Genomic DNA, 22,309 nt, shown 5'->3' with positions numbered 1-22,309 from the left:
GTGCTGTCCGCCCATGTCCCGAGTGCTGCCCCTGTCCCTCCTGCTGTCTGCCGTGCTGGCCGCTCCGGCCGCGCAGGCTGCGCCGACACCGATCACCATCGAACAGGCCATGGCCGACCCGGACTGGATCGGTCCGCCGGTGGAGAAGGCCTGGTGGTCGTGGAACAGCCAGCAGGTGGAGTACCAGCTCAAGCGCAACGGCAGCCCGGTGCGCGACACCTTCCGCCAGCCGATCGCCGGTGGCGTGGCCGCGCAGGTGGCCGATGACCAGCGCGGCAGCCTGGACGTGGCCGATCCGGTGTACGACCGCAGCCGCACGCGCAGCGCGTTCGTGCGCAACGGCGACGTGTTCGTGCGCGACCTGCGCAGCGGCGCACTGACCCAGCTGACCCGCAGCAACGAGCGCGCCAGCGGCGTGAACTTCGCCGCCGACAATGGCGTGATCTGGCGCGTCGGCCAGAACTGGTTCCACTGGACCGCCGCCAGCGGCGTGCAGCAGGTGGCCAGCCTGAAAGCCGAAAAGGATCCCAGCACGCCGCCGAAGGCCGACGTGCTGCGCGACCAGCAGCTGCGCACGCTGGAAACCCTGCGCCGCGACCGCGAACAGCGCGAGGCGCTGAAGGACCAGGACCAGCGCTGGCGCCAGGCCGACCCGACCCGCGCACCGGGTCCGGTATTCCTGGGTGCCGACGTGGAGATCGTCGACAGCGTGCTGTCGCCGGACCTGGGCCACCTGATCGTGACCACCAAGCCGAAGGACTTCGATGACGGCCGCGGCGGCAAGATGCCGCTGTACGTGACCGAGTCGGGCTATGAGGAAACCGAGGACACCCGTCAGCGCGTCGGCCGCAACGGCTTCGAGCCGCACACCCTGTGGTTCGTGGATGTACGCAGCAGCAAGGCCGAGAAGCTGTCGCTGTCGAGCCTGCCGGGCATCGGCACCGATCCGCTGGCCGAGCTGCGCCGCAAGGCCGGCAAGGACGCACTGAAGGGCGACCGCAGCGTGCAGGTGATGAGCGACTTCATGGGCGGTGGCATCCGCTGGAGCGCTGACGGCCAGCAGGCCGCGGTGATGCTGCGCGCCAACGACAACAAGGACCGCTGGATCGTCAGCGTTGCTGCCGCCGACGGCCGCGTGCAGAACCGCCACCGGCTGACCGACAACGCCTGGATCAACTGGGGCTTCAACGATTTCGGCTGGATGGCCGATGGCCGCACGCTGTGGCTGCTGTCCGAGGAATCCGGCTTCTCGCACCTGTACACCCAGGCCGGTGGCGGCAAGCCGCAGGCGCTGACCAGCGGCAAGTGGGAAACCTCGGCGCCGGTGCTGTCGGCCGACGGCAAGGGCTTCTACTTCCTGTGCAACCAGCAGGCCCCGCATGACTACGAAGTCTGCGCGGTCGATACCGCTGCCCGCCAGGTGCGCGAGCTGACCAACCTCAATGGCGTGGAAGATTTCTCGCTGTCGCCGGACGGCCAGCAGCTGCTGGTGCGCTATTCCGGCGCCTACCTGCCGGCGCAGCTGGCGGTGGTGCCGAGTACCGGCGCTGGCCAGGCGCGCGTGCTGACCGATACCCGTACCGCCGAGTACAAGGCGCGCCAGTGGATCCAGCCGAAGCTGGTGGCGGTGCCGTCCAAGCATGGCGCCGGCGTGGTCTGGGCCAAGTACTACGAGCCGGAAAACAAGGAACCCGGCAAGAAGTACCCGGTCGTGATGTTCGTGCACGGTGCCGGCTACCTGCAGAACGTGCACCAGCGCTACCCGGCCTACTTCCGCGAGCAGATGTTCCACAACCTGCTGGTGCAGAAGGGCTACATCGTGCTGGACATGGACTACCGCGGCAGCGAAGGCTATGGCCGCGACTGGCGCACGGCGATCTACCGCAACATGGGCCACCCGGAGCTGGAAGACTACAAGGACGGCCTGGACTGGCTGGTCGACACCCAGCAGGGTGACCGTGACCACGCCGGCATCTACGGCGGCTCCTATGGCGGCTTCATGACCTTCATGGCCCTGTTCCGCTCGCCGGGCACGTTCAAGGCCGGCGCCGCGCTGCGCCCGGTGGTCGACTGGCACCAGTACAACCACGGCTACACCAGCAACATCCTCAACACCCCGGACATCGATCCGGAGGCGTACCGCGTGTCCTCGCCGATCGAGTACGCACAGAACCTGCAGGACAACCTGCTGATCGCCCACGGCATGATGGACGACAACGTGTTCTTCCAGGATTCGGTGAACCTGACCCAGCGCCTGATCGAGCTGCACAAGGACAACTGGTCGATCGCGCCGTACCCGCTGGAGCGCCATGGCTACGTGCGTGCCGATTCCTGGCTGGACCAGTACAAGCGCATCCTCAAGCTGTTCGAGCAGAACCTGAAGTGAGTGCTGCCGCGGCCACGATCCACATCGTGGCCGCGGTCATCCTCGATGACCGTGGCCGGGCACTGGTGGTGCGCAAGCACGGTGCCAGCCGCTTCATCCAGCCAGGCGGCAAGCCCGACCCGGGCGAGGCACCCCTGCAGGCACTGGCACGCGAACTGGACGAGGAACTGGGTGTACAGCTGCACACCGCTTCGGCCATCGCACTCGGGAGTTTCGAGGACTGGGCGGTGAACGAGCCCGGCCATCGCGTGCAGGCGCAGGCCTGGCGGGTGTGGATCGAAGGTGAGCCGTGCGCGCGTGCGGAGATCGCCGAACTGGCCTGGGTGCCGCTGCAGCCGCCGCACGGCCGGCCCTTGGCACCCTTGAGTGAACACCATATCCTGCCGGCGGTCGCTGCCCTGGCGACGGCCCGCTGACCCGGCGGGCATCGCTCACCCGGACAACGGATGTCAGCTTCGATTCCCTCGATTCCAGCACCTGCCCCACCGCCACCCAACAACTGGGTCGGCGCAGTGGCGCAGGGCTCGTTCTGGCTGAGCCTGCTGGTCACCCTCTATTTCCTCGCGCAGGCGCTGATGGCCGCGGTACTGGCCCGTACCGGGTTCTGGACCACGCTGGTGACACTGGCATGGGAACAGCAGCTCGACGGCAGCCTGTGGTGGATGCTCAAACACCCGGCGGCCACCTCGCTGCTGGTTGCCCTGCTCTGCCTGTTCTCGACCCTGGCCAGCTGGGGCCTGTGGCGCGAGCGACGCTGGGGCCTGTGGGCCTATGTGTGGATGCTGGGCCTGAGCGCGCTGGCCAACTTCGTGATCGCCTGGTGGATGGATCGCCTGCTGCTGGTGTTGATCGCGCTGCTTGCCAGCGACCCCACGGCGCAGCATGAGCTGCAGGTGCAGCGTGTGCTGTTCACCCTGACACTGGTCGGCACCTCGGTGCTGTTTGCGGGGCTGCAGGGCTGGCTGGGTTGGCGCCTGCTGCGACCGGACATCCGCTGCCGCTTCCGCTGACTCCCCTCCCGCGTTCCGCCTTCGACAAGGATGTCGCATGCCTGCCCTGCTCCGAATGTTTCTGGTCGTCACTGCGCTGCTGCTGGCCCCCCCGCCGGCGCCGGCCGCAGCCTCCGCTTCCACGCCCGCGCCGCTGCGATGTGGCCGGTACGTCAATGCGCAGAATGATGCCGCGCTGGTCATCGACTCACACAACCGGGGCCGTCGCCTGGCGACGGGCTTTGATCTCGAATCGCTGCAGATCGAACGCGATGGCAACGGCCTGGTGCTGGTCAACCTGGATGACGGCGTGGCAACAGCGCTCACTGCCAGTGCTGATGGCAGACGCATCAACGACACGCTGCAGGACTACCAGCTGCGTGCACCGGCGGTCTGCCAGCCGGTGGCCGTGAACGCCGCCGGCAGCTGCCTGGCCGATGCGAACCACTGCATGGCTCGCCTGCACGCGGCGACGCCGCCGCAGCTGCTGACCGCCTGCCAACAGGGCGTGGGCGCGGCCTGCAGCGGCCTGCTGCTGGGCTACGTGGACGATGCGCTCCTCGCCGCCGCGTCTGCCAAGGGCGTAGCGCTGGCTACCGCTCCACCGGCGCCCTGCACCACCGATGCGGAGCGCGAGGAGGTACTGACCTGCCGTGATGCCCGTCGTGACGCGTTGGCCGCCGCGGTGGCACAGGCCAGCGGCCAGGCGTTCGCCCGTGGCATCGATCCAGCGTGGGTGGAACTGCCGGCGGCGCAGCGCGACCAGTTGCAGCAGCTGTGCCTGCAGCAGCGCGCTGGCCGCTTCTGCACCGAAGTGGCCGAGCAGCAGTTGAATGCGCGCGATCCGCAGGCGGCCGTGCAGGCGTTGCAGGTGGTCTGCGACAGCGGTCGCTACAGCGCATGCGAACGGGTCGAGCCCCTGCAGGCACTCGGTGCCGCGCTGCGCCTGGTCGATGCGACCGAGCCGCCCTGTGGCCTGTACCGGGCCGACGGCGGCACGATCGATGCGGTTGCGTTCGGCGACGATGGCCACGCGACGATCGGTAGCCAGCGCTCGCAGGTGCGACTGCTGGACGGTGCCATCCATCTGCGCAATGACCACGGCAGCGATCATGTGCTGCGCCTGCTGGCCAATGGCGACCTGCTGGGCATGGATGCCTGGACCGGCTACCAGCGTTACCAGCGGCAGCCGGGTGCTGTGCGCTGCAAGGCTGCGCCCACCCGTGATACCGCACCGTCTGCCCGCCGATGATGACCATCGTTCCACGTACCGTTTCTGCAAGGAGTTCCTGCATGCCCCCCTCCACTGCCCACCGCGGCCACCTGTCACGCGGGTGGATCGCCGCGCTGCTGTTGTCGCTCGGCCCGGCAGCATCCGCGCAACCACTGCTGTGCGGCACCTTCAAGGACGCCGACAGCGGCGCCCGGCTGACGGTGGAAAGCCCAGTGCAGGGCTCCCGCCTCATCCCCGGCGCGGCCCCGGAGCCCTACAACCTGGAGCAGCTGCAGGACGTGCTGATGCTGGCCAACCTGGCCACCGGCGACATCGAGGCCCTGCAGATCATCGACGAGGGCCACGCGCTGGCCGGCGAAGAGCGTTACTACACGCTGGAAAGCACGGCGGTCTGCCAGGCGTCACCGGTGTTCGCAGCGGGCAGCTGCCGCGCCGATATCGCCAGCTGCATGGATGACATGGCAGTGGCCGGACCCGAGCGCTGGCGGCAGTGGTGCCGTGAAGGCGTGCCGGCCGGCTGCAATCGCTTGATCGAGGATTATCGCAGCGACGCCCGCAATGCCCTGGTGCTCGACATCGCCCTGGCCAGCAATCGCGAGGAGCCTGCTGAACCTGCGGCATGCCAGCGTGGCAGCACGGACGTCGACGCAGAAGCATGCAGACAGGCCGAAGCGGTGGGCCGGGTCCGTGACGCGGCCTGGGCGTTCTCGGTGGCGCGAAGCATCCCGCGCGACGTGCCGCTACCTGCAGCGCAGCTGGACGAGGTGAGCACACTGTGCCGCGAGCATCCCAGTGCCAGTTCCTGCCATGCCGCGGCCGTGGCGCTGTGGGCATCGGCGCGCCTGCTGCCGGCCCGCGATGCCCTGCAGCTGGCGTGCAGCATCGGTCGGGACCCGCAGGCCTGCAGCAGCGTCGCCCCCTTGGCCGCACTGAGCAGCGCAGACCTGGTCATCGTGGACGTGGCCACGCTGCCCTGCGGCCGCTATGCGGCGCAGGGCCACTCCCTGGTGTTCGGCGACGACGCCCAGGTCCAGGTCGATGCGTCCGGCAGGCAGCCGGCGGTCATGCGCGAGGGCGCCATCCGGGTGCGGAACGAGGAAGGCGAGGACCACATGTTCTGGCAGCTGGCCAATGGCGATCTTGTCGGCAACGACCGTTGGGCCCGCTTCGCCCGCTACCAGCGTGACGGTTCGTCGCCGACCTGCGGGGCGCGCGCCAGCGCAGGCACGGCGCTGCGGTAAAGTACGCGCCATGAACGAATTCGAGCGCGTGCGCGCCTACCTCACCGACCTGCAGGACCGCATCTGCGCAGCGATCGAATCCGCCGATGGCCGGGCACGCTTCCAAGAAGATCTGTGGCAGCGCGCCGAAGGTGGCGGTGGCCGCACCCGCGTGCTGCGCGATGGCGCGGTGTTCGAGCAGGCCGGTATCGGCTTTTCCGATGTGGCGGGCAGCCGCCTGCCGCCGTCGGCCTCGGCCAACCGGCCGGAACTGGCCGGTGCCTCGTGGCGCGCCACCGGTGTGTCGCTGGTGTTCCACCCACTCAACCCCTACGTGCCGACCACCCACGCCAACGTGCGCTTCTTCCAGGCCCAGCGCGACGGCGAGGTGGTGGCCAGCTGGTTCGGCGGTGGCTTCGACCTGACCCCGTTCTACCCGTTCGACGAGGACATGCAGCACTGGCATCGGGTGGCGCGCGATCTGTGTGCACCGTTCGGCGACGAACGCTACGCCGCGCACAAGCGCTGGTGCGATGAGTATTTCTTCCTGCGCCACCGCAATGAGACGCGCGGTGTGGGTGGTCTGTTCTTCGATGATCTGCACGGCGATTTCGAACGCGATTTCGCCTACCTGCGCGCGGTCGGCGATGGCTTCCTCGATGCCTACCTGCCGATCGTGCAGCAGCGCAAGGACACGCCCTACGGCGAACGCGAGCGCGAGTTCCAGCTATACCGCCGCGGCCGCTACGTGGAGTTCAACCTGGTCTACGACCGTGGCACGCTGTTCGGCCTGCAGAGTGGCGGGCGCAGCGAGAGCATCCTGATGAGCCTGCCGCCGCGGGTGCGTTGGGAGTACGGCTTCAGCCCCGACGAAGGCAGCGCCGAGGCGCGCCTGGCCGATTACCTGGTGCCGCGCGACTGGGTGTGATGTGTGGCGCCCACAGCGGTCGAGCAAGCTCGACCACTACCGGGACCGGGCCGAGGCGACAGGCGGTCGGGAACGCTTGATATCGACCGCAGCGCCTACCCGTCCTTGCGCTTGGGGATGATGGTGATGTGGCCGTTGGTTTCCAGCAGTGCCAGTTCCACTTCTTCCACGCCGATGCAGCTCTGCTGGCGCATGGCGACATCGAAATCGGCGCGGCTGACCAGCTCGCGCCGCAGCACACTGTCGAAGAGCTTGCCGTTGCGCGCGATCACCACCGGTTCGCCCTCGATCAGCCGTTCCATGCGGCGGCTGCGGGCGGTGATCCAGCCGACGCCATAGTTCAGCAGGATCAGCGTGGCGGCCAGCAGCAGGCCGCCGGCCAGCGAGGTATCGGTGCCCAGCAATGCGTTCTGCACCGCATTGCCCAGCAGCACGATCAGCAGCACGTCGAACGGGGTGACCTGTCCCAGCGCGCGCTTGCCGCTGAGCCGGACCATGCCCAGCACGACTGCGTAGACCACCACCGCGCGCAGGATGAATTCCCACCACGGCATCGCCAAGTCGAACAGATCGGGCATCGCGGGTTTCCCTGCTGGGCGGTGGCCCAGCGTGGCGCAGCAGCGCACAAATAAAAAGCCCCGCTGACCAGGGGGAGGTCAACGGGGCCGGGGAACGGGCGCTTGGGGAGGAGCCCCCGTTCCGAGATCTGCTCCAGGGGATGGGAGAGATCCACGACAGGCATTGCGCCTGTCGGGAGTTATAGAAGCACTCCGAACACTAACGGTTCGTGAAGGGGCCCAATTTAATAAGCACCCATCAGGGAAACATTCATGTTTGAGTCAGAAATATCATGCAAATGAACGAATTCACGGCGTTTTCGGCCTGAATGCGACTCAGTGCGCCTCATCCCAATTGCTGCCAGTACCGGTATCGACCACCAACGGCACCCGCAATTGTGCCGCTTGCGACATGCGCTGCACGACATTGCTACGCAGTTCTTCGATGAAACCGGCCTCGGCTTCGAACACCAGTTCATCGTGCACCTGCAGGATCATCCGCGCCGGTGCGCCGCTGTCACGCAGCCATTTGTCCACATCGACCATGGCGCGCTTGATGATGTCGGCGGCGGTGCCCTGCATCGGTGCATTGATCGCCGCACGTTCAGCGCCAGCACGCAGGCCCTGGTTACGTGCATGAATGTCGTTCAGGTACAGCCGGCGACCGAACAGGGTCTCCACGTAGCCCTGCTCGCGGGCCTGCTCGCGCATGCGCTCCATGAAGTCACGCACGCCCGGATAGCGGCTGAAGTACAGCGCCACGTAATCCTGCGCCTGGCCGCGGTCGATGCCAAGGTTGCGGGCCAGTCCGAACGCGCTCATGCCGTACATCAGGCCGAAGTTGATCGCCTTGGCCGCGCGACGCTCGTTGCTGGTCACTTCTTCCAGGGTGCGGCCGAACACCTCGGCGGCGGTGGCGCGATGCACGTCGGCGCCCTGCTCGAAGGCCCGCACCAGGCCCGGGTCTCCGGACAGATGCGCCATGATCCGCAGCTCGATCTGCGAATAGTCGGCCGCCAGCAGCTGGAAGCCTTCCGGGGCGATGAACGCACGGCGGATGCGGCGGCCATCCTCGGTGCGGATCGGGATGTTCTGCAGGTTCGGATCGGACGAGGACAGGCGGCCGGTGGCGGCGCCGGACTGGTGGTAGCTGGTGTGCACCCGGCCGGTTTCGGAGTTGACCATCTCCGGCAGCTTGTCGGTATAGGTGCTGCGCAGTTTGGCCAGGCCACGGTACTCGAGGATCACCCGGGGCAGCTCGTGCTGCTCGGCAATCGCCTCCAGCGCCTCTTCATTGGTGCTGGGCTGGCCCTTGGGGGTCTTCACCACCGCCGGCAGCTTCAGTTCGTCGAACAGCACCGCCTGCAGCTGCTTGGGCGAATCCAGGTTGAAGCTGCGCCCGGCCAGTTCGGTGGCCTTCTGCTGCGCGGCCAGCATGCGCGAGGACAGGTCCTGGCTCTGCCGGCGCAGTTCGTCGGTGTCGATCCGCACGCCATTGGCTTCGATGCTGGCCAGCACCGGCACCAGCGGCATCTCGATGCTGCGGTACACGCTGTCCAGGGTCGGTTCGGCCAGCAGCTGCGGCTGCAGCGCGTGGTGCAGGCGCAGGGTGATGTCGGCGTCTTCGGCGGCGTAGCGGCCGGCCTCGTCGATGCCTACCTGCGAGAACGAAATCTGCTTGGCGCCCTTGCCTGCCACGTCCTCGAACTTGATGGTGTTGTAGCCCAGGTAACGCAGGGCCAGCGAATCCATGTCGTGGCGGGTGGCGGTGGAATTGAGCACGAAGCTCTCAAGCATGGTGTCGTCGTGGTAGCCCTGCACGTCCACGCCATGGCGGCGCAGCACGTGCAGGTCGTACTTGCCATGCTGGCCCAGCTTCTTCTTCGCCGGATCCTGCAGCACCGGCCGCAGCGCATCGAGCACCTGTGCCAGCGGCAACTGTGCCGGCGCGCCGGGATAATCGTGGCCGACCGGGATGTAGGCGGCCTTGCCCGGCTCCACCGCCACGCTGATGCCGACCAGGCGCGCACGCATCGCATCCAGTGCGTCGGTCTCGGTGTCGAAGCTGATCAGGTCAGCCTGCTGCACGCGCGCAACCCAGGCCTGCAGCTGCTCGGTGGTCAGCACGGTCTCGTACTCGCCGGGCGCCGACAGCGCCGGATCGAGCTCGCCAACGGGTGGCGCTTCGGCGCTGCCACGGGCAAAGCCGGCGGCGGTGCCACGCAGGCTCGGCGTCGCGTCGTTGGCCACTGCAGGCGCCGGTACCGGCCCGCCCAGCTCCTTCAACGCCTGGGTGAAGCCGTAACGCAGGTACAGCTCGCCCAGGGTGGGCACATCCGGATCGCGCAGGGCCAGCGTGGTCGGGCTGGCGTCCAGCGCGACGTCGGTGCGGATGGTCACCAGCTCCTTGTTCAGCGGCAGGCGCTCCAGCGCGGCGCGCAGGTTTTCGCCGATCTTGCCCTTCATGGTCGGCGCCGCTGCCATCACCCCGTCCAGATGCTGGTATTCGGCCAGCCACTTGGCGGCCGTCTTCGGCCCGCACTTCTCCACGCCGGGCACGTTGTCCACGGTATCGCCCATCAGCGCCAGCAGGTCGACGATCTGGTCGGCGCGCACGCCGAACTTTTCCATCACCGCCGCGTCCGAATCCATGCGGCTGCCGGTCATGGTGTTGACCAGTTCGATGCCCGGCCGGACCAGCTGCGCGAAATCCTTGTCGCCGGTCGAGATGGTGACCTTCAGGTCCTGTGCCACGCCCTGCAGGGCCAGGGTGCCGATCACATCGTCGGCCTCCACGCCGTCGATGCGCAGGATGCTGATGCCCAGCGCTTCGACGATGCGGCACATCGGCTCGACCTGGCTGCGCAGTTCATCGGGCATCGGCGGGCGGTTGGCCTTGTACTGGTCGTACAGGTCATCGCGGAAGGTCTTGCCGGGGGCATCGACGACGAAGGCGACGTAGGCCGGGCGCTCCTTCAGCGTCGAGCGCAGCATGTTGACCACGCCGAACAGCGCGCCGGTGGGCTCACCCTGTGCATTGGACAGGGGCGGCAGCGCGTGGAACGCGCGGTACAGGTAACTGGACCCGTCGATCAGGACTAATCTGCTCATGTGTCGATTCTACGCGCCTGTTCCTGCATCGCGGCGACACGGCAGCGACGCGGCGTTGGGGCATAATCAAGGCTCTTTCCAGGCAAAGGCCCCGCCGATGAAGACCCTGATGCTGGCTTCCCTGCTCCTGCTTGCTGGCTGCGCCAGCATGGGCGGTGCGGGCGCTCCCCCGGTGGACGTCAAGGGCGCCGATGTTTCCAAGCGCACGATGGACAACGGCGACACCATCGAGGAATACCGGGTGTCCGGCCAGTTGCGCATGGTCAAGGTGACGCCGGCACGCGGCGCCCCGTTCTACATGTATGACAAGAACGGCGATGGCCGCTTTGACAATGACAAGGATGGCGTGTCGCCGGTGTACTGGAAGCTGTACAGCTGGTGATGTGGCCGGGGTCGGATCCCTTTCCACGGGAAAGGGCTCTGACCCCATCAAGGCGCACACATGGCGTGGTTCTACTGGGCATTGCGGTGGCCCTATCCACGCATGGCGTGGATCTACTGGCATTGCGGTGGCCCCATCCACGCATGGCGTGGATCTACTGGCATTGCGGTGGCCCTATCCACGCATGGCGTGGATCTACTGGCATTGCGGTGGCCCTATCCACGCATAGCGTGGATCTACTGGCATTGCGGTGGCCCCATCCACGCATGGCGTGGACCTTTGACGGTGAACTGGAGTAGATCCACGCCATGCGTGGATGCTCTTCGGGCCGCCGATAAAAAACAACGCCGGCGCGCATCCTGCGGCCGGCGTCGGGTCCCCTCCCCGGGAACGCTTCCGTATCAGCGGATGACCAGCACCGGCAGCGTGCTGCGCGCCAGCACCTCGGCGGTCTGGCTGCCCAGCAGCACGCGGGTGACGCCGCGGCGGCCGTGCGAGGTCATTACGATCAGATCGCTGTTGCGCTGGCCCGCCGTCTCGATGATGCCGTCGGCCGCGTAGCGGTCCAGCACATGCACCGGATTGGCGGTGATGCCCTGCTCGGCCGCCTTGGCCAGGGCCGGCTGCAGCACCTTCTGCGCGCCTTCCTCGCGGTCGGCCTTGTACTCCGGGCTGTTCATGTAGCCCACGCTCCAGCCCATGGCGTCGTACATGCCGACGGCCCAAGGCTCGGAGACGGTGACGATGTCGACCTCGGCGTTGAGGTCCTTGGCCAGCTCCAGGCCCTTGGCCAGGCCCTTGTCGGCCAGCTCCGAGCCATCGGTGGCGATCAGGATGCGCTTGTACATGGTGGGGCTCCGCGGTGATCCAGCCAGTGGGAACGACACCATTACACAGCCTGTGTGGAGATCGTGCCTTGCGCAGGATCAATCCGGCAGCGCGCAGCGATGCCTGCGCAGCGCGGCATGATCGGCCGACGCGCCCAGGATCGACAGACGGCTGGGATGCTCCGGTAGCGCCGGGCCACGCCCGGCGGGCACTCAGGCCTGCACCGTCACCCGCCAGCCACCGTCGTGCGGCTGCCAATCGAATTCCACCGGCAGGAACTTCTCGATCAACCGCGCATTGCTGACCAGGTGATCGCTCAGCACGTGGGTGGTGAACGCGCCGCCGCCTGCCAGCGCCATCGGCAGCAGCAACTGGTCGGACAGGTACTCGCCAACAGCACCGGTCCCGTCCAGATACTGCTTGACCTGCCCGGCCAGGCGCGCCCCGACCTGCTCGGCGGAGACACTGCGCTCGCCGTGGCCGCTGAACACCTCCACGTGATCACCATGACGCACGCGCACCAGGGCGACATTGCCCGGTCCCAGCGCCGGCCGTATCGACTGCACGTTGCGCGGGTGCGGGTCCACGCCCAGCGTCTCGGCCAGTACCTGCAGTTCGCGCAGGCCGATGCCGCTGGACAGGCCGGACATCAGCACCTGTGCCTCGATCGCCTGCAACGGTGCACGCACCTCCAACGACGGCGGCTGCAACGCCGCGCACGGCTGCACCTGCACCTCCATCACGCCGCCACCGGCTGGATGGAAACCGTGCTGCAGCAGCTGCATCGACGCCTGCACGCCCATCCGGCCCAGCGCCGGCAGATAGCTTTGCGCGATGAAATCCGCGCTGGGTGCCAGCGGATTGTGGGTACCGCCTTCCAGGCGCAGCTGCGACGGCCCCTGCGCGCGCCACAGCGCGGGTAGTACGGTCTGCAGCACCAGCGTGGCCGAGCCGGCGCTGCCGGTCGCGAAGTGGTAGGTGCCGGCGCTCACCCGCCCCGGCTCGAAACGCAGCGAGGTAGCGCCCAGTTCTGCACCGTGCACGCAGGCGTTGCCGACCCGCGCCGCAGCGTTCACCGCGGTCAGGTGCTGGCGCATCAACCCCGGCTTGCGCCGGATCGCGCGGATGTTGTGCAGCGTGAAGCCGGTGCCGGCGCACAGGCTCAGGGTCAGTGCCGAGCGCAGCAGCTGTCCGCCTCCGTGCCCGCCATCCAGTTCAATCATGTCCATCTGTCTGTTCCTCCGTGCCCGTTGTTCGATGCCGGGCCTTGCTGCCGTGCGCGGCGCAGTGTACGCCGCGCACGGGTTGCCTCATCCCTTCACGCACACCACCTGGCGCAGCGTGTGCACGATCTCGACCAGATCGCGCTGGGCCTCCATCACCGCCTCGATCGGCTTGTAGGCCGCCGGCGATTCATCCACCACCTCCGCATCCTTGCGGCACTCCACGTGCGCGGTGGCCTTGGCGTGGTCATCCACCGTGATCAGCTTGCGTGCCTGGGTACGGCTCATCACGCGGCCGGCACCGTGGCTGCAGCTGTGGAAGCTGTCCTCGTTGCCGAGGCCACGCACGATGAAGCTCTTGGCCCCCATGCTGCCCGGAATGATGCCCAGTTCGCCCTTGCGCGCACTCACCGCGCCCTTGCGGGTCAGCATCACTTCCTTGCCGAAGTGGGTCTCGCGGTTCACGTAGTTGTGGTGGCAGTTCACCGCCTCGGCCTCGGCCTCGAACGGCTTGCTGATCACCGTGCGCACCGCGGCCACCACGTTGCGCATCATCACCTCGCGGTTCATGCGTGCGAAACGCTGCGCCCAGTCCACCGCGAACACATAGTCGCCGTAGTGCTGGCTGCCCTCGGGCAGGTAGGCCAGGTCCTGGTCGGGCAGGTTGATCATCCAGCGGCGCATTTCCTGCTTGGCCAGCTCGATGAAGTAGGTGCCGATGGCATTGCCTACGCCACGCGAACCGGAGTGCAGCATGAACCACACGCGCTGCTCCTGGTCCAGGCAGACCTCGACGAAGTGGTTGCCGGTACCCAGCGTTCCCAGGTGCTTGAGGTTGTTGGTGTTCTTCAGGCGCGGGTGACGCTCGCAGATCAGTGCGAAGTCATCCACCAGCTGCGCCCAGCCTTCCACCGCCAGTTCGGGCGGCGTGTCCCAACTGCCCTTGTCACGGCCCCCGCGGGTGACGCTGCGGCCGTGCGGCACCGCCCGCTCGATCGCGCTGCGCACCGCCGACAGGTTGTCCGGCAGGTCGCTGGCAACCAGCGTGGTGCGCACCGCGATCATGCCGCAGCCGATGTCCACGCCCACCGCTGCAGGAATGATCGCGCCGATGGTCGGCACCACCGAACCCACGGTCGCGCCCTTGCCCAGGTGCACGTCGGGCATCACCGAGATCCACTTGTGGATGAAGGGCAGCTTGGCGATGTTCTGCAGCTGCTCGCGCGCCTGGTCTTCCAGCGGCACGCCGCGGGTCCACAGCTTGATCGGTGCAGCGCCCGGCTGCTGGATCACGTCGTAATTGAGGGTGGTCATGGTGATGTTTCCTTTCATCCAAAGCAAAAACAAAGAAGGTGCGGTGACAAAGGGGGTGGAACATTCCGTCACCCGCGTTGCCGCGGAGGACGGCCGGGACTTGAACCCGACCCCGAAGGGCTTCCGATGTAGTTCCACCTGCATTCCCCGCGCAACGAAAGCGAAGGTGCCGGCAGCACGACAAGAATCTGGAGGAACATCCTGCTCTACCACTGAGCTACTGCCGCGTTGCCGTGGCAGGCGGGAGTCGAACCCGCGACCTGGAGCTTAAGGGGCTGTAGTTCCTCCGGCATTCGCGCTGCCGGCATTGAAGCGGTGGCACCGTTGCCGGTGCCGTTTGAAAAAGTGCGGTGACAAGGGAGGTGGAACGTCTGCTTCCTCACGACAGGCAGGAAACGCGGGACTCGAACCCGACCCCGAAGGGACAACCAATGTAGTTCCACCAGCATTCACCGCGAAAACGAATTCCTGGCCCTGCCCGGCTGGCCCCATTGCCAGCCGGGCGGTCCGTGCGGCCTCCCTGCCGCCTTACAACGCCATGTCCTGGATGCGCTCGACCCAGCTGCTGCCGTCCTCGGCGGCAGCGGCGTACTGCGCCATCAGGTCGAACACCGCATCGCTGAAGCCACCGATGTGCAGCACGTCACCGCGCTGCACGGTCTGGCTGCTGGCCACCGGCTGCAGGTCGATGCACACCAGCCGCGCCTGTGGGCAGCGACGCTTCAATGCATCCCACTGCAGCATCGTGGCCGTCTGGCCGCCCTGGCGGGTGTCACGCCAACTTTCGTTGTCCGACACCAGCACCACCAGGTCCACCGGCTCGCGCCGCAGGTTGAGGTAGTGCAGCGGCGCGCTGACCGACGTACCACCGCCGTTGATGGCCAGCTGGCGGGCCAACGTCATCACGCTGTCGCGCGGGTTCAGGCGCACGTGGCGCACCTCGGTATCGAACGGCAACACCTTGGCCTGCGGCTGGCCGCGCAGCACGCAGGCTGCAACCAGCGCCGCCACGTCCACGCAGCGCGCCGCCGTGCTGGAGCCCTTGCGGTAGCCGGTTACCGGCGACTGCATGGAACCGGACACGTCAACCGCCACCACCACCCGCCCGGGCAATGCCGGGGCCGACGCCGTGGCGATCTCCATCGCGTCCTGCAACGCTTCCAGGATCGGCGCCGGCAAGCCACCGCCGGCGTGGAAGGCCATCAGCAGCTGGTAGGGCAGTACGCGGGCACGACACACCTGCTGCGGATCACGCAGGCGCTCTGCGATCACCTGCACCATCGCCGGATCGTCGAACACGCCATGGCGGGCGAACGTGTTGAGGTTCATCCGCATCGACTGCCACGATGCATTGCGGGCCAGTGCCGACCACTGCGCCGCGTCCAGCGGCAGCGTGCTGTAGTACTGGAACGGCAGGTCCGGCGGCAGTCCGCGCGGGTCACGCTTGAACGCCTCGTACGCCTGCACCACTGCCGGCAGCTGCGCCTCGTCGTAGGGACGACCGATGATCCATGCATACAGCGCCTTGCGCTCGGCGTTGGCCGGCTTCGGGTGCACCATGCGGATCACATCGGCCAGCGACGGCTGCTGGCCGATCGCCGCACGCACCAGCGTTTCCGCCGACGCCTGCTGGATCCACTCACGCACCCTGCGCTTGGGCAGCGAGCCCAGCGAGCGGCGCCCCACCTGGCCGCTGCGCATGATCTGCACGAAGGTGCGCAGCTGGCGGCCGTTGTCGATCACCCGCGGGAAAACCAGGGCGAACGCCTCCGGGTCGCGCAGGCTCAGCACCGCCAGCAGCAGCGCCGGCATGTCCTTCATGTGTGCGACCTGGCGGGCGTACAGGGCGGTACGGGCGATGAAGCGCGGCTCGACCTGCGCGGTCAGCGCCAGCACCTGCTGCAGCTGTGCCTCGGCGTCGCTGTAGAAGGTGTTGTTCAGGCACCCGGTGGCCGCATACAGCGCCAGCGCCGCACGCGGGTCGCGGCGGTAGGCCAGGCCACCGGCTTCATTGACGGTGTCTGCCTGCGGCGGCTGCGGCGTGCGCATCCAGGAGAAGAGCGAAAGGTTGGCCATGCTGATGTCCTCGGCGGGAACAGCCCGCGTCGTGTCTTGCCGGATATAGAGCAATGGCCGTGCCAACTTTTGCGAAACCATCGCATGCTATTGATTTTGAAGTTATTTCAATAGAAGAAGGCCATCCTGCCCAGCGGACACCGGCGAAAAGATATATATTTCCTGCGCATCTTTTATAGGCATGGATATGGCGCGTCGGCAGGTGGTATTCGGCATGCTGGGCACCCAGCTCGACGCAGGCGAGGGTCCGGGCCGCTGGCAGAAGTGGCGCCCGACCGTTTCGCTGGGCATGCATGAGGATTTCCTGCCCGACCGCATCGAGCTGCTGCTGGATGAGCGCCGCTACAGCAAGCTGGCGCGCGTGGTCTGCGAGGACCTGGCGCAGGCCGCGCCGGGCATCAGCGTGCAGCGTCACGACACCTACCTGGCTGATCCATGGGAATTCGAGGGGGTCTACGCCTCCCTGCACGACTTTCTCGCGCGCTACCCGTTCCAGCCGGAGGAGGAGGACTACTACGTCCACATCACCACCGGCACGCACGTCGCGCAGATCTGCTGGTTCCTGTTGACCGAGAGCCGTCATTTCCCCGGACGGCTGCTGCAGACCTCGCCACCGCGCAAGCAGGACGGTGCCGCCGGCACGTACGCGATCATCGACCTGGACCTGTCGCGCTACGACCACATCGCCCAGCGCTTCGCCCAGCAGCAGCTGCTGGATCGCGACCTGCTGAAGGGCGGCATCGCCACCCGCAACGCCGCCTTCAACCGCATGATCGAGCAGATCGAAACGGTGGCCACCCGCTCACGTGCGCCGATGCTGCTGATGGGACCGACCGGCGCCGGCAAGAGCCAGCTGGCCAAGCGCGTGTTCGAGCTGAAGAAGCTCAAGCACCAGCTGCCCGGTCGCTTCGTCGAAGTGAACTGCGCCACGCTGCGCGGCGACGGTGCGATGAGCACCCTGTTCGGTCACACCAAAGGCGCCTACACCGGCGCTTCCAGCGACCGTGCCGGCCTGCTGCGCTCAGCGCACCAGGGGCTGCTGTTCCTGGACGAGATCGGCGAACTCGGCCAGGACGAACAGGCGATTCTGCTGCGGGCGCTGGAAGAGAAGCGCTTCCTGCCGGTCGGCAGTGACCGCGAAGTGGAGAGCGATTTCCAGCTGATCGCCGGCACCAACCGCGATCTGCAGCAGTCGGTGCTGGAAGGCCGCTTCCGCGAAGACCTGCTGGCGCGCCTCAACCTGTGGACGTACCACCTGCCCGGGCTGGCGCAGCGCATGGAAGACATCGAGCCGAACATCGAGTTCGAGCTGGAGCGCTGGTCGCTGGACCAGCACGCGCGGGTGCGCTTCAACACCGAGGCGCGCACGCGCTATCTCGCATTCGCCACCAGCCCGGAAGCGGCGTGGCGTGGCAACTTCCGCGACCTGGGCGCGTCGATCATGCGCCTGGCCACGTTGGCCAGCGCCGGGCGCATCCAGATCGAGGGCGTGGAGGACGAGATCGCGCGCCTGCGGGCACAGTGGCGCGGCGGCGATGCGCCGTCTCCACTGGATGCCCTGCTGGGCGAGGCCGTGGACGCGCTGGACCGTTTCGACCGCGTGCAGCTGGAAGAAGTGGTGCGGGTCTGTGCACGCTCGAAGTCGCTGTCCGCCGCCGGGCGCGAGTTGTTTGCGGTCTCGCGCACGCAGCGCGCCAGCACCAACGACGCCGACCGCCTGCGCAAGTACCTGGCGAAGTTCGGGCTGGACTGGGAGCAGGTGCGGGGGCCGGCCCGGTAGCGCCACGGCCCGGCTTGCGCGTGCACCGGTCACGGCGCATGCTCCGGCTGCGACCCCCTACCTGAACGGAGATTTCCCATGCAGGACCGCCCCCGCTCGACTTCCAAAACCGGCCTGATCATCGTGCTGGCCTGTGTCGCTGCCTTCGTCCTGCTCGTGGGTGGCTACCAGTTCGGCAAATCACTGGCCAAGGCCGACAACGCTCAGCAGGCTGCGGCCGCGCAGCCGGCACGCTGACCGCGCTCCGGTAGTGCCGGCCGCTGGCCGGCAGCCGCCGCTATCCCGGCACCTGGAGCAGCCGGCCTGCTACACCCGAAACCGCAGCTTCAGGCGATCTGCACCACGCGTGCGTTCTGGCACAGCGGGTAGCTGCCGACGAACTCGGCGATCGCCTCACGCATCGCCTCGAACGACTGGCCGTACATGTACAGCGCGGTCTCGCTCGGGCCCTGCCACCAGCTGCAGATCTCGCCCAGGCCATCGATGCGCTCGGACAGCTGTTCGAATACGTGGTTCGAATCGCACTGCTCGTACACCTCGTCCGGCAGGGTCAGGCCATCCAGGTAGATGCCCAGGCCTTCGGTCACGCCGAAGCTGCGGTCGGCCTCGCCTGCGCCCTGCACCTGCGAACCCTTCGGTGCCCCCAGCTGCTCCAGCAGGTCGACCAGCTTCGGCACGCCCGCGGCATCGACCAGTGCCACTTCGATATCGCCGTACTCGACTTCGCCCTCGTCGGACATCGCAGTACCGCCTCCGGTGATCCCGCCCAGCTCGGCCGCCTGCAACAGCGCGTCCAGCGGATCCTCGAACAGCTCATGGCGATGCTCGGGCTGCAGCCTGGCGTTCAACTTCACGGTGACATGCAGCGTGGGTTCGGTCATGAGGGCGTTCCTGGGAGATGTGGCCGCCATTGTAGAGCCGTGCCATGCCCGGCTGCTTTGCGGCATCGGCGCCTCGTCCTTTCAGGCGATGTGCAAGCGATAATGCGCGGCGCAAGGACACCATTCCAACAGGGGGAATACATGAAGTCGATCATTACGCTGGCACTGCTGCTGTTGCTCACCGGCTGTGGCATCCGCACCGAAGTGGTGCGCGTGAACGTGCCGGACATCCGGGTGAACCCGGAGCAGGGCCCGGTGGTGGTGGTGGCCCCGGTGCGTGACAACCGCCCCCAGTACTTCCCGCAGGTGCAATCGGCGGCGCGTGCGAAGAACATCGGTGGTGTCATCCGTGCCGGCAATGGCGTGCTGGTGGAGCTCGAAACGTCCACAGCCCCGGACAAGGCACGCGAGATCATGATCCAAGCGCTGCGCAACATGGGTTACAGGACTGCCGACAAGTGCGAGGCATCGTGTACGCATCTGGACCCCACGCTGAACGATTTTTCGGTAAGTGCTCCGGTGAATGTTTGGCGCGCCGCGACGTACACCCAGCAGATGCTTGCAGACATCGCGGTACAGGTGACGGCACGCAAGGATGGCCAGACGCGCACCTTCACGACTACCGGCCATGGCGCAAACATCTTCCAGGTAGCCTCGCGGGAGAACTGGGAGATCGCCCTGGAACGCGCGGTGAAGAGCTTCAGCAGCAGCCTGCAGCAGTCGATGTCCGAACAGGACACGGCCGCGCAACCGCAGGCGCAGGACTGATCGCCGCCCGGGTCAGCGCAGGAACGGGATCACTTTGCGCTTGAGCAGTTCCACCAGCACCGGGTCCATGTACTCGTAGTCATCGGGAATATCCAGGCAGATCACCCGCTTGCCGTTCAACCATGCCTTGTAGCGGCTGGAAAGCCGGTTGCGGTGCGCCCGCTCCATCACGAACACCAGATCGGCCCATTGCAGCAGCTCGGGGCTGAGCACTTCCTCGGCGTCGGCGAGCAACCCGGCCGAGGCGGTTTCGACGCCCGGCCAATCGGCGAACACCTGCTCGGCCGTCGGGCTGCGCAGGCGGTTCTGGCTGCAGAGGAAGAGCAGGTTGCGGGTCATGAGCACTCGCCTTTGTAGAGCCGAGCCCGTGCTCGGCTGCTTTCCATCGCGTCGGGGTCAGAGCCCTCCTACGGGAGGGATCCGACCCCGGCGGTGATCAGATCACCGTCAGGTTGGCATACGCCATCACCAGCCACTTGCTGCCGGCGTCGGCGAACTCGATCTGCACGCGTGCGTGGGCACCGTTGCCTTCGTAGTCGGTCACCATGCCTTCGCCGAACTTGGGATGGTTGACCAGCGCACCCAGCTTGATCGGCGGCGTTTCGATGGCGGCGTGTCCCATCACCCGGCTTGCGCCCATCGACGCCGGCCGCGACACCTGCACCTTCGGCCGCACTTCGTGCAGCAGCTCGCGCGGGATCTCGCGCAGGAAACGCGAAGGCAGGCTGTAGTTGTCCTGGCCGTGGATGCGCCGCGATTCGGCGTAGCTGAGCACCAGCTTCTGCCGCGCGCGGGTGATGCCGACGTAGGCCAGCCGACGCTCTTCTTCCAGCCGCCCGCTTTCCTCCAGCGACCGTGCACTGGGGAACAGCCCCTCTTCCACGCCGGCCAGGAACACCAGCGGGAATTCCAGGCCCTTGGCCGAGTGCAGCGTCATCAGCTGCACGCCTTCCTCGCCAGCCTGCGCCTGGCCCTCACCGGCCTCCAGCGCCGCGTAGGCCAGGAACGCGACCAGCTCGTCCATGTCCTCGCCCACTTCCTCGATGTCGTCGGCACGGCGCACGAAGCGCGAGGCCACCGACACCAGTTCGTCGAGGTTGTCGGTGCGCGATTCCGAGTCCAGCGCGTTGCGGCTTTCCTTGCTCCAGTGCTCGCGCAGCTGCGAGCGCACCAGCACATGGTCCACGCGCTCGGCCAGGGTCATCTGCAGGGTCTGCGCCTGCAGTTCGTTGACCAGCACCAGGAAGCCGGCCAGCGCATTGCGGGCTCGTGCCGCCAGTGCGCTGCCCTGGGTCACCAGCATGGTGGCTTCCCACAGCGAGATGCCCTGGGCGCGCGCTTCGCGGCGCACTTCGTCCAGCGTGCGGTCACCGATGCCACGCGTGGGCGTATTCACCGCGCGCTCGAATGCAGCGTCGTCGTTGCGGTTGGACAGCAGGCGCAGGTAGGCCAGCGCATCCTTCACTTCGGCGCGCTCGAAGAAGCGCATGCCGCCATACACGCGGTACGGCACCTGTTCGCTCAGCAGCGCTTCTTCCAGCGCGCGCGACTGCGCGTTGCTGCGGTAGAGCACGGCCACTTCGGTGTAGCTGCCGCCGTCGCGCACCCACTGCCGTGCGCGCTCGACGATGTAGCGCGCCTCGTCCATCTCGTTGTACGCCGCGTACAGGTCGATCGGCTCGCCGTCACCACTGTCGGTCCACAGCTGCTTGCCGATGCGGTCCGGGTTGTGCGCGATCACCGCGTTGGCGGCACTGAGGATGTTGGCGGTGGAACGGTAGTTCTGCTCCAGGCGGATGGTCTGCGCGCCCGGGAAATCGCGCAGGAAGCCCTGCACGTTCTCGACCTTGGCACCGCGCCAGCCGTAGATGGCCTGGTCGTCATCACCGACCACGAACACGTGGCCCTCGTGCCCGGCCAGCACGCGCACGAAGGCGTACTGGATGGCGTTGGTATCCTGGAATTCGTCCACCAGGATCTCGCGGAACCGCGCGCGGTAGTGCGACAGCAACGGCGGATTGTCGCGCAGCAGTTCGTGCGCGCGCAGCAGCAGCTCGGCGAAATCGACCAGGCCGGCACGGTCACACCGCGCCTGGTACTCGGCGTAGGCCTGGCGCATGGTTTCCAGCCACGCATCGTTCGGCTCGGGCTGGATGTGCTGCGGGCGGCGGCCCTCATCCTTCTGCGCGTTGATCCACCAGGCAATCTGCTTGGGCGGGTACTTGCCGTCATCCAGCTCCAGCGCCTGTACCACGCGCTTGACCAGCCGCAGCTGGTCGTCCGAATCCATCACCTGGAAGCCTTCAGGCAGCTTGGCATCCTGCCAGTGCAGGCGCAGCAGGCGGTTGGCCAGGCCGTGGAAGGTGCCGATCCACATGCCGCGACTGCCATGCGGCAGCTGCGCGTCGATGCGATGGCGCATTTCGCCGGCGGCCTTGTTGGTGAAGGTCACCGCGAAAATGCCGTGGGTCGGCACGCCTTCGACTTCATGCAGCCAGGCAATGCGGTGGGTGAGTACGCGCGTCTTGCCCGACCCGGCACCGGCCAGCACCAGGTGGTGACCGAGGGGAGCGGAGACGGCTTCGCGCTGGGCCGGGTTCAGGCCATCAAGCAAGTGGGAGACATCCATGCC

The 22,309-nt window shown here is 67.2% G+C and carries 19 protein-coding genes; 10 read left to right on the top strand and 9 right to left on the bottom strand.

The annotated features are described in order from the left end of the window. The first annotated feature begins 13 nt into the window (after window positions 1–13). From LC407_RS13210 to hemF, 6 genes are read left to right on the top strand one after another with little or no spacing between them, the layout of a single operon-like run. Window positions 14–2,386, top strand: coding sequence for a S9 family peptidase (locus LC407_RS13210; RefSeq protein ID WP_223482979.1), 2,373 nt, complete (start codon window positions 14–16; stop codon window positions 2,384–2,386). After that, complete coding sequence (locus LC407_RS13205; protein ID WP_025878033.1) at window positions 2,383–2,802, top strand: NUDIX domain-containing protein; 420 nt, start codon at window positions 2,383–2,385, stop codon at window positions 2,800–2,802. The genes LC407_RS13210 and LC407_RS13205 overlap by 4 nt, the downstream gene beginning before the upstream one ends. Before the next feature lie 30 nt (window positions 2,803–2,832). Then, window positions 2,833–3,396 (top strand): hypothetical protein, encoded by a 564-nt coding sequence (locus LC407_RS13200; protein WP_223482978.1) that lies wholly within the window; start codon window positions 2,833–2,835, stop codon window positions 3,394–3,396. A 37-nt stretch (window positions 3,397–3,433) separates the two neighbouring features. Next, a complete protein-coding gene (locus LC407_RS13195) occupies window positions 3,434–4,627 on the top strand; it encodes a hypothetical protein (protein ID WP_223482977.1) in 1,194 nt (397 codons plus the stop codon). Window positions 4,628–4,668: 41 nt separating this feature from the next. Then, window positions 4,669–5,850, top strand: a complete 1,182-nt coding sequence (locus LC407_RS13190) for a hypothetical protein (RefSeq protein WP_223482976.1) — start codon at window positions 4,669–4,671, stop codon at window positions 5,848–5,850. A gap of 10 nt (window positions 5,851–5,860) precedes the next feature. Then, the gene (hemF, locus tag LC407_RS13185; RefSeq protein WP_059065612.1) at window positions 5,861–6,757 is read left to right on the top strand and encodes an oxygen-dependent coproporphyrinogen oxidase; all 897 of its coding nucleotides are present in this window, start codon (window positions 5,861–5,863) and stop codon (window positions 6,755–6,757) included. 95 nt (window positions 6,758–6,852) lie between these two features. Here hemF and LC407_RS13180 read toward each other — a convergent pair whose 3' ends face one another. Together LC407_RS13180 and polA are read right to left on the bottom strand one after the other, a co-directional pair. Continuing rightward, window positions 6,853–7,335, bottom strand: coding sequence for a YetF domain-containing protein (locus tag LC407_RS13180; RefSeq protein ID WP_140225366.1), 483 nt, complete (start codon window positions 7,333–7,335; stop codon window positions 6,853–6,855). Between the two features lie 315 nt (window positions 7,336–7,650). Further along, window positions 7,651–10,425, bottom strand: coding sequence for a DNA polymerase I (polA, locus tag LC407_RS13175; RefSeq protein ID WP_223482975.1), 2,775 nt, complete (start codon window positions 10,423–10,425; stop codon window positions 7,651–7,653). Between the two features lie 97 nt (window positions 10,426–10,522). Between polA and LC407_RS13170 the strand changes: the two genes are divergently transcribed. Beyond that, window positions 10,523–10,807: a DUF2782 domain-containing protein gene (locus tag LC407_RS13170; RefSeq protein WP_025878043.1), complete on the top strand. Its 285-nt coding sequence runs from the start codon at window positions 10,523–10,525 to the stop codon at window positions 10,805–10,807. Window positions 10,808–11,208: 401 nt separating this feature from the next. On the opposite strand, the gene LC407_RS13165 is transcribed toward LC407_RS13170, so the two are convergent. From LC407_RS13165 to LC407_RS13150, 4 genes are all read right to left on the bottom strand, one after another. Next, window positions 11,209–11,655, bottom strand: coding sequence for a universal stress protein (locus LC407_RS13165; protein WP_025878044.1), 447 nt, complete (start codon window positions 11,653–11,655; stop codon window positions 11,209–11,211). A 192-nt stretch (window positions 11,656–11,847) separates the two neighbouring features. Beyond that, window positions 11,848–12,864 carry an RNA 3'-terminal phosphate cyclase gene (rtcA, locus tag LC407_RS13160; RefSeq protein WP_223482974.1) on the bottom strand — a complete coding sequence of 339 codons (1,017 nt, stop codon included), beginning with the start codon at window positions 12,862–12,864 and terminating at the stop codon, window positions 11,848–11,850. 81 nt (window positions 12,865–12,945) lie between these two features. After that, entirely contained in the window at window positions 12,946–14,172 is a 1,227-nt protein-coding gene (locus LC407_RS13155; protein ID WP_134833270.1) for an RtcB family protein, read from the bottom strand. Between the two features lie 528 nt (window positions 14,173–14,700). Continuing rightward, the gene (locus tag LC407_RS13150) at window positions 14,701–16,248 is read right to left on the bottom strand and encodes a VWA domain-containing protein (RefSeq protein ID WP_223482973.1); all 1,548 of its coding nucleotides are present in this window, start codon (window positions 16,246–16,248) and stop codon (window positions 14,701–14,703) included. A 181-nt stretch (window positions 16,249–16,429) separates the two neighbouring features. On the opposite strand from LC407_RS13150, the gene rtcR reads away from it, so the two are divergent. Both rtcR and LC407_RS13140 read left to right on the top strand, forming a co-directional pair. Continuing rightward, a complete protein-coding gene (gene rtcR / locus LC407_RS13145) occupies window positions 16,430–18,028 on the top strand; it encodes an RNA repair transcriptional activator RtcR (RefSeq protein WP_317850720.1) in 1,599 nt (532 codons plus the stop codon). Between the two features lie 78 nt (window positions 18,029–18,106). Then, window positions 18,107–18,265 (top strand): hypothetical protein, encoded by a 159-nt coding sequence (locus tag LC407_RS13140; RefSeq protein WP_165780913.1) that lies wholly within the window; start codon window positions 18,107–18,109, stop codon window positions 18,263–18,265. A gap of 89 nt (window positions 18,266–18,354) precedes the next feature. Here the strand turns inward: LC407_RS13140 and LC407_RS13135 are convergent, their stop codons facing one another. Next, window positions 18,355–18,909 carry a hypothetical protein gene (locus LC407_RS13135; RefSeq protein WP_033832536.1) on the bottom strand — a complete coding sequence of 185 codons (555 nt, stop codon included), beginning with the start codon at window positions 18,907–18,909 and terminating at the stop codon, window positions 18,355–18,357. 141 nt (window positions 18,910–19,050) lie between these two features. Between LC407_RS13135 and LC407_RS13130 the strand changes: the two genes are divergently transcribed. Further along, a complete protein-coding gene (locus tag LC407_RS13130; protein WP_223482972.1) occupies window positions 19,051–19,677 on the top strand; it encodes a hypothetical protein in 627 nt (208 codons plus the stop codon). Between the two features lie 12 nt (window positions 19,678–19,689). Here the strand turns inward: LC407_RS13130 and LC407_RS13125 are convergent, their stop codons facing one another. Further along, complete coding sequence (locus tag LC407_RS13125) at window positions 19,690–20,016, bottom strand: low molecular weight protein tyrosine phosphatase family protein (protein ID WP_223482971.1); 327 nt, start codon at window positions 20,014–20,016, stop codon at window positions 19,690–19,692. A 97-nt stretch (window positions 20,017–20,113) separates the two neighbouring features. Continuing rightward, entirely contained in the window at window positions 20,114–22,306 is a 2,193-nt protein-coding gene (gene uvrD / locus LC407_RS13120; RefSeq protein ID WP_032976788.1) for a DNA helicase II, read from the bottom strand. Window positions 22,307–22,309 lie beyond the last annotated feature (3 nt).

Source organism: Stenotrophomonas sp. OVS01A, from assembly GCF_019969775.1.
GTDB classification, from domain to species: domain Bacteria; phylum Pseudomonadota; class Gammaproteobacteria; order Xanthomonadales; family Xanthomonadaceae; genus Stenotrophomonas; species Stenotrophomonas indicatrix.
This window is presented reverse-complemented; position numbering and strand designations above follow the sequence as displayed.

What these genes read in the sequence shown, in the direction of transcription:
- LC407_RS13210 (WP_223482979.1), top strand. Translation starts at nt 14, where the DNA reads ATGTCCCGAGTGCTGCCCCTGTCCCTCCTGCTGTCTGCCGTGCTGGCC.
- LC407_RS13200 (WP_223482978.1), top strand. Translation starts at nt 2,833, where the DNA reads ATGTCAGCTTCGATTCCCTCGATTCCAGCACCTGCCCCACCGCCACCC.
- LC407_RS13195 (WP_223482977.1), top strand. Translation starts at nt 3,434, where the DNA reads ATGCCTGCCCTGCTCCGAATGTTTCTGGTCGTCACTGCGCTGCTGCTG.
- LC407_RS13190 (WP_223482976.1), top strand. Translation starts at nt 4,669, where the DNA reads ATGCCCCCCTCCACTGCCCACCGCGGCCACCTGTCACGCGGGTGGATC.
- hemF (WP_059065612.1), top strand. Translation starts at nt 5,861, where the DNA reads ATGAACGAATTCGAGCGCGTGCGCGCCTACCTCACCGACCTGCAGGAC.
- LC407_RS13180 (WP_140225366.1), bottom strand. Translation starts at nt 7,335, where the DNA reads ATGCCCGATCTGTTCGACTTGGCGATGCCGTGGTGGGAATTCATCCTG.
- polA (WP_223482975.1), bottom strand. Translation starts at nt 10,425, where the DNA reads ATGAGCAGATTAGTCCTGATCGACGGGTCCAGTTACCTGTACCGCGCG.
- LC407_RS13170 (WP_025878043.1), top strand. Translation starts at nt 10,523, where the DNA reads ATGAAGACCCTGATGCTGGCTTCCCTGCTCCTGCTTGCTGGCTGCGCC.
- LC407_RS13165 (WP_025878044.1), bottom strand. Translation starts at nt 11,655, where the DNA reads ATGTACAAGCGCATCCTGATCGCCACCGATGGCTCGGAGCTGGCCGAC.
- rtcA (WP_223482974.1), bottom strand. Translation starts at nt 12,864, where the DNA reads ATGGACATGATTGAACTGGATGGCGGGCACGGAGGCGGACAGCTGCTG.
- LC407_RS13155 (WP_134833270.1), bottom strand. Translation starts at nt 14,172, where the DNA reads ATGACCACCCTCAATTACGACGTGATCCAGCAGCCGGGCGCTGCACCG.
- LC407_RS13150 (WP_223482973.1), bottom strand. Translation starts at nt 16,248, where the DNA reads ATGGCCAACCTTTCGCTCTTCTCCTGGATGCGCACGCCGCAGCCGCCG.
- rtcR (WP_317850720.1), top strand. Translation starts at nt 16,430, where the DNA reads ATGGATATGGCGCGTCGGCAGGTGGTATTCGGCATGCTGGGCACCCAG.
- LC407_RS13140 (WP_165780913.1), top strand. Translation starts at nt 18,107, where the DNA reads ATGCAGGACCGCCCCCGCTCGACTTCCAAAACCGGCCTGATCATCGTG.
- LC407_RS13135 (WP_033832536.1), bottom strand. Translation starts at nt 18,909, where the DNA reads ATGACCGAACCCACGCTGCATGTCACCGTGAAGTTGAACGCCAGGCTG.
- LC407_RS13130 (WP_223482972.1), top strand. Translation starts at nt 19,051, where the DNA reads ATGAAGTCGATCATTACGCTGGCACTGCTGCTGTTGCTCACCGGCTGT.
- LC407_RS13125 (WP_223482971.1), bottom strand. Translation starts at nt 20,016, where the DNA reads ATGACCCGCAACCTGCTCTTCCTCTGCAGCCAGAACCGCCTGCGCAGC.
- uvrD (WP_032976788.1), bottom strand. Translation starts at nt 22,306, where the DNA reads ATGGATGTCTCCCACTTGCTTGATGGCCTGAACCCGGCCCAGCGCGAA.